Annotated in this window: 9 protein-coding genes and 1 pseudogene; 9 read left to right on the top strand and 1 reads right to left on the bottom strand. The window is 44.5% G+C overall.

The window, feature by feature from the left end:
* The first annotated feature begins 38 nt into the window (after window positions 1-38).
* Window positions 39-1265, top strand: a complete 1227-nt coding sequence (fabB, locus tag BCV39_RS06530; RefSeq protein WP_057622324.1) for a beta-ketoacyl-ACP synthase I — start codon at window positions 39-41, stop codon at window positions 1263-1265.
* 79 nt (window positions 1266-1344) lie between these two features.
* Here fabB and BCV39_RS23490 read toward each other — a convergent pair.
* A pseudogene (locus tag BCV39_RS23490) lies at window positions 1345-1638 on the bottom strand (hypothetical protein).
* 86 nt (window positions 1639-1724) lie between these two features.
* Here BCV39_RS23490 and BCV39_RS06520 point away from each other — a divergent pair.
* The 8 genes from BCV39_RS06520 to BCV39_RS06480 all read left to right on the top strand — a co-directional run bounded on the left by BCV39_RS06520 (window position 1725) and on the right by BCV39_RS06480 (window position 13452).
* Entirely contained in the window at window positions 1725-2858 is a 1134-nt protein-coding gene (locus tag BCV39_RS06520; protein WP_048660828.1) for a 4-phosphoerythronate dehydrogenase, read from the top strand.
* Window positions 2859-2870: 12 nt separating this feature from the next.
* Entirely contained in the window at window positions 2871-3884 is a 1014-nt protein-coding gene (locus tag BCV39_RS06515; protein ID WP_010436890.1) for an aspartate-semialdehyde dehydrogenase, read from the top strand.
* A gap of 207 nt (window positions 3885-4091) precedes the next feature.
* Entirely contained in the window at window positions 4092-8927 is a 4836-nt protein-coding gene (locus BCV39_RS06510) for a FimV/HubP family polar landmark protein (RefSeq protein WP_102433599.1), read from the top strand.
* Window positions 8928-9120: 193 nt separating this feature from the next.
* Window positions 9121-9915 (top strand): tRNA pseudouridine(38-40) synthase TruA, encoded by a 795-nt coding sequence (gene truA, locus BCV39_RS06505; protein ID WP_004734161.1) that lies wholly within the window; start codon window positions 9121-9123, stop codon window positions 9913-9915.
* Window positions 9916-10091: 176 nt separating this feature from the next.
* A complete protein-coding gene (gene accD, locus BCV39_RS06495) occupies window positions 10092-11018 on the top strand; it encodes an acetyl-CoA carboxylase, carboxyltransferase subunit beta (protein ID WP_010436898.1) in 927 nt (308 codons plus the stop codon).
* Window positions 11019-11060: 42 nt separating this feature from the next.
* Window positions 11061-12323, top strand: a complete 1263-nt coding sequence (folC, locus tag BCV39_RS06490; protein ID WP_102433600.1) for a bifunctional tetrahydrofolate synthase/dihydrofolate synthase — start codon at window positions 11061-11063, stop codon at window positions 12321-12323.
* Entirely contained in the window at window positions 12324-12899 is a 576-nt protein-coding gene (locus BCV39_RS06485) for an SPOR domain-containing protein (protein WP_102433601.1), read from the top strand.
* A 61-nt stretch (window positions 12900-12960) separates the two neighbouring features.
* Window positions 12961-13452, top strand: coding sequence for a CvpA family protein (locus BCV39_RS06480; RefSeq protein ID WP_009848678.1), 492 nt, complete (start codon window positions 12961-12963; stop codon window positions 13450-13452).
* Window positions 13453-13467: the final 15 nt, after the last annotated feature.

Genomic DNA, 13467 nt, shown 5'->3' with positions numbered 1-13467 from the left:
TTATCATCTAGCTGAATTTAGAATTATAGGAATGTCACATGAAACGAGTCGTAATCACCGGTATGGGTATTGTTTCAAGTATCGGTAACAACGTCGAAGAAGTTTTAGCATCACTGAAAGAGGGTAAATCTGGTATTACCGCTTCAGAGCAGTTCAAGGAAAATGGCTTGCGCTCTCAAGTATGGGGTAACCTAAAAATGAACCCTGCTGACCATATCGATCGCAAAAAAATGCGCTTTATGGGTGATGCAGCGGCATTCGCTTATCTTTCAATGGAGCAAGCAATTGCTGATTCTGGTTTAACTGAAGATCAAGTATCTAATGACCGCACGGGTATCGTTGCGGGTTCAGGTGGTGCTTCATCTCTAAACCAAGTAAACGCGGTAGACATCATTCGTGAGAAAGGCGTGAAGCGCGTTGGTCCATATATGGTTCCACGTACAATGGCTTCTACGGTTTCTGCTTGTCTAGCAACTCCTTTCAAAATCCGTGGTGTGAACTACTCTATGAGCTCTGCATGTGCGACATCTGCACACTGTATTGGTCACGCAATGGAGCTTATCCAACTTGGTAAGCAAGACGTTGTATTCGCTGGTGGCGGTGAAGAACTGGATTGGTCTCTGACTATGATGTTCGACGCAATGGGCGCACTTTCTACTAAGTACAACGACACTCCTGAGCTGGCTTCTCGTACTTATGATGCAGACCGTGACGGTTTCGTTATCTCTGGTGGTGGCGGCATGCTAGTAATCGAAGAGCTTGAGCACGCAGTTGCTCGTGGCGCAAAAATCTACGGTGAGATCGTAGGTTACGGCGCAACTTCAGATGGCTACGACATGGTTGCTCCTTCTGGTGAAGGCGCGGTTCGTTGTATGAAGATGGCTATGCAAAACGTTGATGGCGTTGACTACGTGAACACTCACGGTACTTCAACTCCAGTTGGCGACGTGAAAGAGCTAGGCGCTATCCAAGAAGTTTTCTCTCAAGGTAATGGCGGCGGTAACAGCCCAGCAATTTCTGCAACTAAAGCGATGACAGGTCACGCTCTAGGTGCAGCTGGCGTACACGAAGCGATTTACTCAACGCTAATGCTAGACAACGGCTTCATCGCTCCAAGCATTAACGTTTCTAACCTAGACGAAGCAGCTGCTGGCCTAGATATCGTAACTGAAGCTCGTGAACAAGAGCTAACAACGGTTATGTCTAACAGCTTTGGTTTCGGCGGTACGAACGCAACGCTAGTAATCAAAAAGTACCAAGCTTAATTTAGGCTTGAGTCAGATATACAAAGGTTAATCGTTAAAGGGTTACGCGAGTGTAGATTCAACACGCACAGGTAACTCATTAATTATGAACCACAGAACAAAGCTTTATAAACATGGGTTTTAAATCTAGGTTTAAAAGTTGAAAGGTTTCCAGAGCTTGATCAGTAGTGACTTAGTTAGTACTGGTTGAACAGACGCAAGACTCTGTCTCCTGGAGAGCGAGATAGGATCCTTTTGTTCTGGATGTTTGCCCGATTGTTTATTCAATCGGGCATTTTTCGTTTTAGCCGTTTGATCTTGGGTGTTCACTTTGGTTTCGGTTCTTGTCTGTCAAGGCTAGCCGATTCAGCCCTTTATTTATAATGTATTCCAATTGCTACTCGACACCGTGTGTGGAATTTTGCACAATCATTTCAATTCACATTTAGGTCGATAGACCCCAACGAAAGTACTCGCCAAATGAAAATCTTAATCGACGAAAATATGCCTTACGCTGAAGCGCTATTTAGCCAGCTAGGGGAAGTGACAATGAAGTCTGGTCGCACATTAACAGCTGACGACCTAGTTGACGTAGACGCATTGATGATTCGCTCTGTTACCAAAGTAAACGAGTCATTAATCAGCAAAGCCAATAAGCTGAAGTTTGTCGGGACTGCGACGGCTGGTATGGATCACGTTGACCAAGAATTGATGAAAGAGCGTGGCATTTTCTTTACTGCGGCTCCTGGCTGTAACAAGGTGGGTGTTGCTGAGTACGCGTTCAGTGCGATGATGGTTCTTGCGCAGCAGCAAGGCTTCTCTGTTTTTGATAAAACGGTTGGTATTATCGGCTGTGGTCAAGTGGGCAGCTACTTAGCGAAGTGCTTAGAAGGCATAGGTATTAAAGTTCTGCTGAACGATCCTCTAAAACAACAAGAGGGTGATTCTCGCGAATTTACTGAGCTAGAGACTCTGCTTGAGCAATCAGACGTTATTACATTGCACACGCCAATCACTAAGACGGGTGAGTTTCCAACGCATCACTTGATCAATGATCAAGTGCTGAACAACTTACGTGCTGATCAAATTCTGATTAATGCCGCTCGTGGCCCTGTGGTGGATAACCAAGCGCTAAAAGCTCGTTTACAAAAAGCTGATGGATTTACTGCGGTTCTTGATGTGTTTGAATTTGAACCTGAAGTCGACTTTGAACTTCTTCCGTTACTCGCTTTTGCAACTCCTCACGTAGCGGGCTACGGTTTAGAGGGTAAAGCGCGTGGTACCACGATGATCTTCAACAGTTATTGTGAGTTTTTAGGTACTGAACAGCGTGCGTATGCAAGTGACTTATTGCCGACAGCGCCTGTACCTCAAATGAAATTAGATAGAGCTTGGGATGAAGCAACACTGCACAATTTGACTCAGTTGATCTATGATGTGCGCAAAGACGACGCCTTATTCCGTCGCAATATCGCTACGCCGGGTTCTTTTGACAAGATGCGTAAAGAATATTGGGACCGCAGAGAATACAGTGCAGTCGAGTTAACGGGCGACGAATCTTGTAATTTAACGCCGTTATCTAAACTCGGTTTTATGGTAAAGCCAACTTTATAAAAGAGAGAAACAATGAGCCAAGAATTTAATATTGCTATTTTAGGTGCGACTGGTGCGGTTGGTGAAACCATTCTTGAAGTACTTAAAGAGCGTAAATTCCCTGTCGGTGAACTGCACTTACTAGCAAGTGAACGTAGTGAAGGCAAAACTTCCCGTTTTAACGGCAAAACAATACAAGTACAAAACGTAGAAGACTTCGATTGGTCTCAAGTACATATTGCGTTTTTCTCTGCAGGTAGCGAACTTTCAGAGCGTTGGGCTCCAATTGCTGCTGATGAAGGTGTTGTTGTTATCGATAACACATCACGTTTCCGTTACGAATACGATGTTCCTCTGGTTGTGCCTGAAGTGAACCCTGAAGCAATTGCTGAGTTCCGTAACCGTAACATCATCGCGAACCCTAACTGCTCGACTATCCAAATGGTAGTAGCGCTAAAACCAATTCACGATGAAGTGGGCCTTGAGCGTATTAACGTTTCAACTTACCAATCTGTGTCTGGTGCAGGTAAGCCAGGTATCGATGAGCTAGCGGGTCAAACGGCTAAGCTTCTTAACGGCATGCCAGCTGAAAATTCAGCGTTCTCACAACAGATCGCTTTCAACTGTATTCCTCAAATCGATGAATTTACAGAGAACGGCTACACGCGTGAAGAGATGAAGATGGTTTGGGAAACTCAAAAAATCTTTGCTGACTCTTCAATCACAGTGAACCCGACTTGTGTTCGCGTACCAGTATTTTACGGTCACGCAGAGTCTCTACACATTGAAACTCGCGCGCCTATCGGTGCAGAGCAAGTCGTTCAGCTTCTAGAGAACACAGAAGGTGTTGAAGTATTCCAAGCGCTAGACTTCCCAACTCAAGTTCGTGATGCAGGCGGTAAAGACCACGTAATGGTTGGTCGTATTCGTAACGACATCAGCCATCACAGCGGCGTGAATATGTGGGTTGTAGCTGATAACGTTCGTAAAGGCGCAGCAACAAACGCAGTGCAAATCGCTGAAGTTCTGATTCGCGATTACTTCTAAGCTTTATTGCTTTGATAAACAAGCCTCACTCTTTAGTGGGGCTTTTTTAATCGATTAAAAATATTGTTAGTCAAATTGTGTGAAATTGCTGCGAATATTGTTGCTGCAACACATTTTTTGTTTTCATCTCTATAGTTTTACGTCATTTATCCGATATATTTAATAGATCATCACTTTTCCGAATTTAAGCACCTAGCTGAGCCTTTTATGTTTCAAATTTTCAAGCCGTGGTTAATGCCTTTTGCCTTTATCATTGCGACTCAGATTTCCGTTGTTCGTGCAGATTCCATTCGAGTTGTAGGGCCTAATGGTCAGATACAATCAGCGCCTACGTTTTCAGAACCTCTTCAAAGAGCGCAATCGAATAGCGCTGAGCCTTCACGTTTCTATGGTCCAACTCGCGGCTCAGAGACATTGTGGTCTATTGCTTCAAAGTTACGCCCTGATAACTCCGTTTCAGTCCAACAAACCCTGTTGGCTATTTATCGCTTAAACCCACAAGCGTTTGAAAACCAGAATATCCATAGTCTGCTATCTGCCAGCAATTTACGTGTGCCTTCTTTAGAACAAACACGTGCAAGTTCGACGCAGCAAGCTATCAACATCATGAACTCACATCTTGCTAAGCTTGATGCTCCTGCGAGCAAGCCTGTCGCTTCAAAACCAAAAACCTCGAGTTCTGATGCAAAAAATACTACTCCTGCCAAGCAAGTAAGCTCTGCTGAAACTGCAAAAAAACCATTGTCTCCAACTCAGTCTTCTCTAGAACAATCCGCTCCAACCCAAGAGATGAACAAGTTAGAGAAGCAGCTAGAGCTTTCAGAAACTGAACTCTTGTCACTTGAAGAGAAAAACCACCAACTTCGTTTGATGTTGTCGAATGTTCAATCGGAAGTTGATGAACTAAAAACTGAGCTCAGTGATGAAGACCGCATTCGTAGCGAAGTGGAAAAGCTGCTTGATGAAGAGCGCAGAAAGAACGCCGAAATTGAAAAGATGGCACCAAGTGCCATGGACGAATTGTTATCGAATGGTTGGTTAGTGGCGGCTCTTGCGATTATTCCAGGTCTGCTACTTGGTTTGATCATTGTGATGTTGTTAGGCCGTCGTTCTAAAAATGATGAGCAACAGCAAACTATTCAAGAGCAACCGATTCAGCCAGAACCAAGCGTCGTCGCGCCTATTACATTGGGCGACGAGATGGATGACCTTAACGAGCTGTCGTTAGACGATGATTTGTTTGGTACGGAAGATGACGCCAACAAGTTGTTTGACGATCAAGCGCTAGCTGAAGAAGACGATGTCTTTGCCGGTTTAGATGAGTCGGATCTCGATTTTAACCTCGACGGTGAAGATGATGACCCGTTTGCCAGCATTGGCGAAAACGGTGATTTAGACACCAACTTCGATGATCTTGATTTAGACAGCAGTAACGGCATTAGTGTTAATGGCGAAGAGAAGGCTCTTGGTCTTGAAGAGATGGAGCGCGCGCTCGATAAAACCGCGGAAAGCGCACTTGATACAGATGAAGTCGATTTTGACCTTTCTGATGATAACGCAATGTCTGCTGATGACATTGAAGCCTTGTTATCTCAAGAGGGTGAAACTGAGGACTTAGGCTCTAACGAGCTAGACCAATCTTTATTAGATGATCTGTTTGCTCTTGATGACGAAGATGATGACAGCTTTGATATTGATGCGTTGATTTCGGAAGAGCAAAGTAATTCGCCGTCTAACACTGAAGCACCAGCAAGCGATGATTTTGACATTGATGCACTTATCTCAGAGCAACAAAGCGATACCAAGCCTGCTGATTTGAGCAATGACGATTTTGATATTGATGCTCTAATCTCTGAACAACAGAGCCCTGAGCCTGCGTCACCGACAGCAAATGATGATATTGATGACATCTTTGCCCAGGTTGCCGCTCAGAACGATCAGGCGAATGACCCTTTCAACCTCGATAATGACGATGAGATTGCCACTAACCTAAACAGTGGTTTAGCGTCTGATGATGATATCGAAAACATTTTGTCTCGGTTCGATAAGCCAATCGTAGATGAAGAACCTCAAGACAGCGTTGACCTGCTTGATGAGCAATTGGCTGGGGATGACGTTGATCTAAGTCACTCGACCGACCTTCTTGATGAAATGTTGGAAGACGAATCGGGTGATGAGTCTGAAAGTGAGCCTTTAGGTTTTGACTCATTATCTGAACTTGAAGAGCTTTCTGGTTTATCGACCGATGATGACCTAAACATCGCAGAAGACAGCACGGAAACCTTAGATGAATTGATAGGTGATTCTGACGATGATGATTTCGAACTTGATGCCGAAAGTACCGACTTATTGGATGACTTCCTTGATAGTGAATTGTCAGATGATGGGCTGTCAGCAGACGAAGCAGATGCCCCAAAAGCGGAATCTTTAGACCCGTTTGATGACTTACTGACAACTGGCATTGAAGACGAGCTTGAATCTGAAGAGAAGGCGTTTGATAAAGAGCTAGACGCGGCCTTTGGTTTTGACAACGCTAACGATGAGTCTGCAAATAACGCAGACGTTGAGCATACTCCGTTAACCTCTGAAACATCTGAAGTTGAGCCTGAGCAAGCGTCGGATATAAGTGAAACACCACAATCTGAAGCCGTTAGTGATGAGTCGTTAGATTCGGAACTGATCCAAGAAAGTGCTGACGTTAAGCCAGAAAATGATGAAGACTTTAATCGTGATGACTTTATCGATGATTTGTTCGGTGTCGCACCGGCAACGGATGCTTTGCTTGATGACTCGCTAGAAACAACAGACGAAGCGTTGATTGATGAGTTAATGACTTCTGATGACAACGATTCGCTGCCAGCGACAGAAGAGCCTGCTGAACCATCTCTTGAAAATACGGTTGAATCAGAGCAAGCGCATTTTTCAAACAGCAACGAAGTATCATCGGAAGAAAGCGCATCATCGGTTGAAGATGATGAACTGGATATCGACTCGCTGTTATCTGAGAATTCTGATTTTGATAAACCAGCTTTTGAAGAGCGAGTTCAAGAAGAAACCGCACAACAAGAACCAGAGTCGAAAGAAGCCGACGTACAAGAGCAGCGTGAAGACATTGCTGTTAGTTTTGAAGATCAAGCTTCGCCATCCTCTTTAAATGATATCTCTGAAGATGATGAAGAGACGGTTGAAGATTGGTTAGCTGAAGCGATCGACGATGTAGAGTCTCCAGCGAACATCGACTCTGATTTCGACTTTGAGCCTAAAATTCAAGGTAGCGATGAATTTGAAGATGTCGTTGAACCCTTGCCAGAGCCAGAGCCAGAGCCAGAGCCAGAGCCAGTTCGTGCTGCCAATATGCCAGAAATTATTCCAAATGAATTTGGCGTACCACAAGACGACGATTGGCTGATTGAAGATGAGACGTCTGCACCACAAGCATTAGCAGAAACTGACGCAACACCAGAACCTGTAGCACCTGTTGTTGAACCTAAATTAGACGCTGAATCGCAAGTTGAAGCTACTCCACAAGCGGAAGTAGCAGAACAAGAAAGCGAAGACGAATTCTCGTTTGATGACTTCGAATTACCTGAGTTTGGTGAAGAAGACGCACTGGCGGAAGCTGATGCTGAAGCAACACCAGAATCAGTAGTACCTGCTGTTGAGACTCAAGCTGAAGCTAAGAGTCAAGACGACGAAGAGTTTTCGTTTGATGACTTTGAGTTGCCAGAGTTTAGTGAAGAAGACGCACTGGCGGAAGCTGATGCTGAATCAACATCAGAGCCAGCAACGCCTGATATCGACTCTCAACCAAGTGTTGAATCGCAACCAACCGCTGCGCCTCAGCTAGAGGCTGCACCACTGGCTGAAACTGCGAAACCAGAAAGCGAAGAAGAGTTCTCGTTTGATGATTTTGAGCTGCCAGAATTCGGTGAAGAAGATGCATTAGCTGAAGTTGTTAGCGAACCAGACGAAGCTCAATTAGAACAAGATCTATCTGATGGCACTGAGAAGTTCGAATTCGATGACCTTGAACTGCCTGAATACGATGAAGAGAGTGCGAAAGCCGATTCTGTCTTAGATGATATTGAGCAAAGCAGTGCTGAGCCAGTAGCAGAAGATGAAGGCGTAGAGTTCAATGAACTTGATTTACCAGAATACGGTGAAGATGAAGCCATCTCTGATGCTTTTGCTGAGAAGCCAACACCGCTAACGTCTTTCAGTCCACAAGGCGAAGAGCAAGATGCGTTGCATGATTTGTTCTCAAACCCACAGAGCTTCAGTCACGCTGAAGATTTCTCGAATGCACAAGACTCTGAGTTGGCTGGTTTTGCACAGCCAGAAGAATCACTGAGCGCTGCGTCAGAGCTAAACTCAACGCCTGCAGCGGTTCAAGACGAGCCACTAGAAGGCTTTGATGACTTTGATGAGACAGCATTAGCTGAGTTGCTTTCTGAAGATGTTCAAGACTCTGTCGACAACATGTTCGATAAGCCATTGGATGCAACATCGATTGATAGTGCAGGGCTAGATATTGATGCCATGCTTGAAGTGGGCGGCGAAGACTGGAAAGGTTTTAACCTAGCGCCAGAGCAACAATCGAGCATGCATAATGATGTGCCTGATGACCAACAAGAGATTTGGGCGTCGGCTGAACAGCAAGCTGAACCGAAGATCAAAGAAGAGAACTGGGCTCAACAAGACAACCTAACCGAATCAGGCAGCAGCCGTGATAAGCAATACATGACCATTGATGAACTGATGGCTCAAGTCGAGCAAGAAGGTGAAGAGGTCATTAATCCGGATGATGAAGAGCTTAAACTGGATGTTGGCCTAAATGAATTCCCAGACGTTATCGGCGACATTGGCAACTATGATGTTGATAGCAACGCAGAGGCTGCAGGTAAGCTTGATTTGGCTAAAATTTACATCGAGATGAGTGACTCGCAAGGTGCAATTAAGCTTCTAGAAGAGGCAATCGTTGACGGTAGCGATGATATTCGTCGAGAGGCAAAAAACCTGATCGATTCGTTAAACGGTCGATAAATTAAAAATCATAAAGGGTAGCGTTGGCTACCCTTTGTTTTAAGGCAATACAGAGCGCCATTGTATTATTTGGTTTCTTAAAAGTATCGTCTCGGTCGATGCTGATTGTTTATTGAAGTTTTAGCCCCATCCTATTTGGGCTAGCACTGATTTCCGTATATACTTCTCGCCCATTTTCAAAGAGAACAAGAACATGAAAATTGCTTTAGGTATTGAATATAACGGTACCCACTACTTTGGTTGGCAGCGCCAACGAGACGTGAAAAGTGTCCAAGAAGAATTGGAAAAGGCTCTTTCAGTTGTCGCGAATCACCCTGTAGAAGTTATGTGCGCAGGTCGTACAGATGCCGGTGTTCACGGTACGGGACAAGTCGTTCACTTTGAAACTAATGTCGATCGTAAAATGGTGGCATGGACAATGGGCGCGAATGCCAACATGCCAAAAGATATTGCGGTTCGTTGGGCGACAGAAGTGAATGAGGATTTCCATGCTCGTTTCTCAGCAACTGCCCGCCGTTATCGCTACATTATCTTTAACCATGCACTTCGCCCAGGCATTTTGAATTCAGGCGTGAGCCATTATCATGGTCATCTTGATGAGAAAAAAATGCACGAAGCGGGTCAGTACTTACTTGGTGAGAATGACTTCACTTCGTTCAGGGCAACACATTGTCAATCCCGTAGCCCATGGAGAAACATGATTCACTTGAATGTGACTCGCCATGGACACTACATTGTGATCGATATTAAAGCGAATGCGTTTGTTCACCACATGGTGAGGAATATTACTGGTAGCCTTATTGCCGTTGGTAAGGGTGAGCAGAAACCAGAGTGGATCCAGTGGCTTTTAGAAGCTAAAGATCGAAAAGTAGCCGGCGCAACTGCAAAAGCGGAAGGTTTGTATCTGGTGGATGTTGATTATCCCGAACATTTTGAACTACCACGAGAGCCAATTGGTCCTCTATTTTTGCCGGATAATTTGAACTAAATGTGAGACTTAGGTTCAAAAATTATTACGGTTTAGTGCGTAAGATAGTCCCAGAAAATAGGTACAACCAGTTTTTTATCTACAGTCGCTGTTTTATGTGCTTTAATTCCCACGCATAATTCCCAAATTTATTTCTTTCGCAATCAAGCGGAAGAATCGAAACAAAAAGGTCTTCCATGAGTTGGCTTGAAAAGATTTTAGAAAAAAGCAACATCGTAACATCTCGTAAAGCGTCTATCCCTGAGGGTGTTTGGACTAAATGTACTTCTTGTGAGCAGGTTCTGTACCATGCTGAACTAGAGCGTAACCTAGAAGTATGTCCAAAATGTGACCATCACATGCGCATGAAAGCACGTCGTCGTCTGGATACATTCCTAGACAAAGGTGAACGTGTTGAACTAGGTACTGATCTTGAGCCACAAGATAAGCTGAAATTTAAAGATTCTAAGCGTTACAAAGAACGTATCTCTGCTGCACAGAAAAACAGTGGTGAGACAGATGCACTAGTTGCAATGAAAGGCGAACTGCTTGGTTTACCTATCGTAGCGTGTGCTTTTGAATTCTCATTCATGGGCGGCTCAATGGGTTCTGTTGTTGGTGCTCGTTTCGTGAAAGCGGTAGATGCTGCTATCGAGAACAACTGTGGTTTAGTTTGTTTCTCTGCAAGTGGTGGTGCGCGTATGCAAGAGGCATTGATGTCTCTAATGCAAATGGCGAAAACCAGTGCTGCTCTAGAGCGTTTATCTGCGAAAGGCCTACCGTTTGTTTCAGTCATGACTGATCCAACAATGGGTGGTGTTTCTGCAAGTTTGGCGATGCTTGGCGATATCAACATTGGTGAGCCAAAAGCACTTATCGGCTTTGCTGGACGTCGTGTAATCGAACAAACGGTACGTGAAGACCTTCCTGAAGGTTTCCAACGCAGTGAGTTCCTACTAGACCACGGTGCTATCGACATGATTGTTGACCGTCGTGAGATGCGTCAGCGCGTTGCAAGCCTTGTTGCTAAAATGACCAACCAGCCTTCACCATTAGTAGTTTCTGTGAACGATTCACCGAATGAAGCTACTTATGAAGTACCAGAAGCGCCAGAAAAAGGGTAAAGTACCTTCTAACAAACCAACTTAATTATGGTTATGAGTTAGATGAGTCAACAACCTATTCCTCAAGCCACATCCTCTTTGGAGATGTGGCTTGATTATTTATCAAACATCCACACAAGCGCTATTGATCTTGGATTAGACCGAGTTCAGGCCGTCGCCTCTAAGGCAAACCTCACCAAACCTGCTCAACATGTTATTACTGTTGCCGGAACCAATGGCAAAGGCTCAACATGTGCACTGATGGAAGCGATTCTATTGGACGCTGGTTACTCAGTTGGTGTCTACAGCTCTCCTCACTTAATTCGCTATAACGAACGTGTGCGTATCAACGGCCAAGATCTATCTGATGAAAAGATGGTTCAGTCTTTCGATTTTATTGAGAAAGAGCGTGGCGAAATCAGCCTGAGCTTTTTCGAATATGGCACTGTAGCGGCGTTACGTGCATTTCAAATTGAAGCGGTTGATGTTGTGCTATTAGAAGTTGGTTTAGGCGGACGTCTAGACGCGACCAATATCGTTGAGCATGATGTTTCTTTGATTACTAGTTTGGCTGTCGACCATGTTGACTGGCTAGGTGATGACATCAATGTGATTGGTTTTGAGAAAGCCGGCATTTATCGTAGTGGTAAACCCGCTATTTGTGGTCAACCTAAACCACCGGCAACGGTTGCAGCGCACGCTGATGACATTAAGGCTGAGTTCTACCAAGTTGGCATTCAATACACCTACGATGTGGATGGTGATATTTGGAACTGGCGCAGCGGTGCATTCCAATTGGAGTCGCTACCGATTCCAAGTCTACCGCTACCAAACGCAGCAACCGCGTTGATGGCATTAGGTACATCAGAACTTAGCATCAGTGATGTGAATGTCGTTAATGGTATGAAGAACGCACAGCTTCCTGGGCGTATGCAGCAAATTAGCGATCAACCTGTGATTGTTCTTGATGTGGCACACAACCCACATTCCGCTGAGTACTTTGCACAGCAAGTAACGAAGCAATACGCAGGCAAAAATTTACACGTTGTAGTCGCTATGCTTCATGACAAAGATATTCCAGCGACATTGGAAGTATTGGCCCCTATCACAACACATTGGTATCCAGCTTCGTTGCAAGGCCCACGCGCAGCAACAGCGGCTGAATTGTGTCAAAGTCTGCCTGAAGGTGTAGAGCAGTATCTAAACCCTGTAGCAGCGTTTGAAGCGGCTTTAGCTTCTGTTAAAGGTGATGATGTTGTGTTGGTTGTCGGTTCTTTCCATACTGTGGGTGAAGTGTTGGAGCATTGGCAGAAAAAAGGAAACTAAATGGCAAGTAAATTCCAAAGCCGATTAGTCGGCACCATCATTTTAGTGGCCATTGGCGTGATTGTATTACCCGATGTGCTAGATGGTAAGAAGCTCCACTATAAAGAAGAGTTTGCAAGCATTCCGATTAAGCCTGAGCTTGATAGTAATGTTGAAGTGTTTGAAGTACTCGATCCCGTTGAAGATCAGATAGCGCTACCGGATTCTCCAGTTGAGCAAGTGGTTGAAAGTGGTCCTACTGATAATTCAAACACGCAAACCGCGTCTTCTTCCAATAATAAAGAAGCTGACAAAGTGGCAGTAGTAGTTAAGCCAGTACCGGAAAAAAATGAATACCAAGACAGTGCTTGGATTATTCAATTGATGGCTTTGAAGAATGCTGACAACGCAAAAAACGTTGTTGAGGATCTGCAAAAGCGTGGTTATCAGGCTCACACCAAGCAAGAAAAAACTTTTACGCGAGTAATTATTGGCCCGGATGTCTCTAAATCCAAACTTGAGCGACAAATTAAGGAATTAGAAAAAATTACGGGTTCAAAAGGCCAATTGCTCAAATTTAAACCGTTAAATCCATAAGAAAACGTTTGCGTCAGCATTTTTTCTGTTAAAATGCGCGCCAACTTAAGATGAAGAATTCATGAATTGGTTAGATTTTGTCATTTTAGGCGTGATCGGCTTCTCTGCCGTGATCAGTTTAGTTCGTGGTTTCGCTAAAGAAGCCTTGTCACTCGTAATTTGGTTTGGAGCATTTTTTATTGCTAGCCAGTACTACGCTAAATTAGCGATGTACTTCACCAATATCGAAGATGAGATGTTTCGAAACGGAACTGCGATAGCAGCATTGTTTGTTGCAACGTTAGTTGTTGGTGCCTTAGTTAACTATGTCATCGGTCAGCTAGTTCAGAAAACAGGCCTGTCAGGTACAGACAGAATCCTCGGTGTCGTCTTTGGTGGCTTACGTGGTGTTTTGATTGTTTCTGCAGTGTTGTTTTTCATGGATGCGTTTACTGCATTCCCAAGTTCTGAGTGGTGGAAGAATTCGCAATTGGTTCCGGAATTTAGTCGAATCATTGCGCCGTTCTTCGAGCATTTACAAGCAACATCTAGTTTCTTATCTGGCGCGCTCTAGCGCCAGTTAATGTCG

It is taken from the genome of Vibrio sp. 10N.286.55.E10 (genome assembly GCF_002872555.1).
Lineage (GTDB): Bacteria > Pseudomonadota > Gammaproteobacteria > Enterobacterales > Vibrionaceae > Vibrio > Vibrio crassostreae.
Note: the sequence above shows the minus strand (reverse complement) of the source record. Positions and strands in the feature narration are given on the sequence as shown.

Excerpts from the sequence above, each read along its gene's own strand:
- truA (WP_004734161.1), top strand. The coding sequence starts at position 9,121 with ATGAAAATTGCTTTAGGTATTGAATATAACGGTACCCACTACTTTGGT.
- BCV39_RS06520 (WP_048660828.1), top strand. The coding sequence starts at position 1,725 with ATGAAAATCTTAATCGACGAAAATATGCCTTACGCTGAAGCGCTATTT.
- BCV39_RS06510 (WP_102433599.1), top strand. The coding sequence starts at position 4,092 with ATGTTTCAAATTTTCAAGCCGTGGTTAATGCCTTTTGCCTTTATCATT.
- BCV39_RS06485 (WP_102433601.1), top strand. The coding sequence starts at position 12,324 with ATGGCAAGTAAATTCCAAAGCCGATTAGTCGGCACCATCATTTTAGTG.
- BCV39_RS06515 (WP_010436890.1), top strand. The coding sequence starts at position 2,871 with ATGAGCCAAGAATTTAATATTGCTATTTTAGGTGCGACTGGTGCGGTT.
- accD (WP_010436898.1), top strand. The coding sequence starts at position 10,092 with ATGAGTTGGCTTGAAAAGATTTTAGAAAAAAGCAACATCGTAACATCT.
- BCV39_RS06480 (WP_009848678.1), top strand. The coding sequence starts at position 12,961 with ATGAATTGGTTAGATTTTGTCATTTTAGGCGTGATCGGCTTCTCTGCC.
- fabB (WP_057622324.1), top strand. The coding sequence starts at position 39 with ATGAAACGAGTCGTAATCACCGGTATGGGTATTGTTTCAAGTATCGGT.
- folC (WP_102433600.1), top strand. The coding sequence starts at position 11,061 with ATGAGTCAACAACCTATTCCTCAAGCCACATCCTCTTTGGAGATGTGG.